Origin of the sequence: Novosphingobium organovorum (assembly GCF_022832435.1) — a bacterium.
Lineage (GTDB): Bacteria > Pseudomonadota > Alphaproteobacteria > Sphingomonadales > Sphingomonadaceae > Novosphingobium > Novosphingobium organovorum.
This window is the reverse complement of sequence record NZ_JALHLF010000237.1, coordinates 1-1,300: the sequence shown is the minus strand read 5'-3', so window position 1 is coordinate 1,300 and position 1,300 is coordinate 1. Positions and strand designations below refer to the sequence as shown.

Annotated in this window: 2 protein-coding genes; both read left to right on the top strand. The window is 71.2% G+C overall.

Features of this window, described 5'->3' with window-relative positions; genetic code table 11:
* On the top strand, nt 1-291 hold a 291-nt coding region (locus MTR62_RS20985), incomplete at its 5' end, for a glutamate ligase domain-containing protein (protein WP_407672723.1).
* Nucleotides 288-1,300 (top strand): UDP-N-acetylmuramoyl-tripeptide--D-alanyl-D-alanine ligase (locus tag MTR62_RS20980; RefSeq protein WP_244024599.1); only part of this gene is annotated, 1,013 nt, incomplete at its 3' end. The genes MTR62_RS20985 and MTR62_RS20980, both read left to right, overlap by 4 nt.

The following is a 1,300-nucleotide window of genomic DNA, read 5'->3' as shown; positions in this document are numbered from 1 at the left end:
GACCTCGCGATCGTCACCGACGACAACCCGCGCGGCGAGGAGCCGGGCGCGATCCGCGCCATGGTGCTGGCCGGGATGGACGGCAAGGGCCGCGAAGTGGGCGATCGGCGCGCCGCGATCGGCGCGGCGCTGGCCGAAGCGAAGGGCGGCGACATCGTCCTCGTCGCGGGCAAGGGCCATGAACAGGGCCAGATCATCGGCAGCGGCGCGAACACGCGCGTGCTGCCCTTCGATGACGTGAGCGTCGCGCGCGAAATGGCCGGCGCGCTGGGCAAGGAGAGCGGAACATGACGGCAGCGGCACGCATTCTCGAATGGCCCGAGGACGAGGCCGAACAGACCCCCTCGCACGTCCTGTGGGACGCCCCCGCGCTCGAACGCGCGATGAAGGGGGAAGCCAGCGGCGCCTTCGTGGTCACCGGCGTCGAGATCGACAGCCGCGACGTCCAGCCCGGTGACCTGTTCTTCGCGCTCAAGGGGGAGAGCATGGACGGCCACCGCTTCGTGGCCATGGCCTTCGAGAAGGGCGCGGCGGCCTGCGTGGTCGATCGCCCGGTCGATGGTCCGCACATTCTGGTGAAGGACACCACCGAGGCGCTCGAACGGCTGGGCGCGGCGGCGCGCCTGCGCGCGCGCGGGCCGATCATCGGGGTGACCGGCTCGGTCGGCAAGACCGGGGTCAAGGAGATGCTGTTCGAAGGATTGGACCGGGCCACGCACGGCGACGCGCACCGTTCGGTCAAGAGCTACAACAACCACGTCGGCGTGCCGCTCAGCCTGTCGCGCATGCCCGCGCGCGCGCGCTTCGGGGTGTTCGAGATGGGCATGAACCATGCGGGCGAAATCGCCGCGCTGACCCGCCAGGTGCGCCCCAATGTCGCGGTCATCACCACCATCGCGCCCGCGCACATCGAGAACCTGGGCTCCGAAGAGGCCATTGCGGACGCCAAGGCGGAAATCTTCCAGGGCCTCGAACGCGGCGGTACGGCGGTGATCCCGGCCGACAACCCGCATTTCGAGCGGCTCAGGAAGGCGGCGCTGCGCTGCGGGGCCAACGTCGTCTCGTTCGGGCGCAGCGAGGGCGCCGACGTGCGCCTGCTCGACACCGTCGATGCGATCGGCGGCGGCTCGCTGGTGACCGCCGACATGGGCGACCGGCGGGTGTGCTACACCGTTGCCGCGCCGGGTGAGCATCAGGTGATCAATTCGCTCGCGGTGATGGCCGCGGTGCGCGCGGTGGGATCGGACCTTGGCGCGGCGGGCCTGGCGCTGGCCGAAATGGGCGGGCTGGCCGGGCGCGG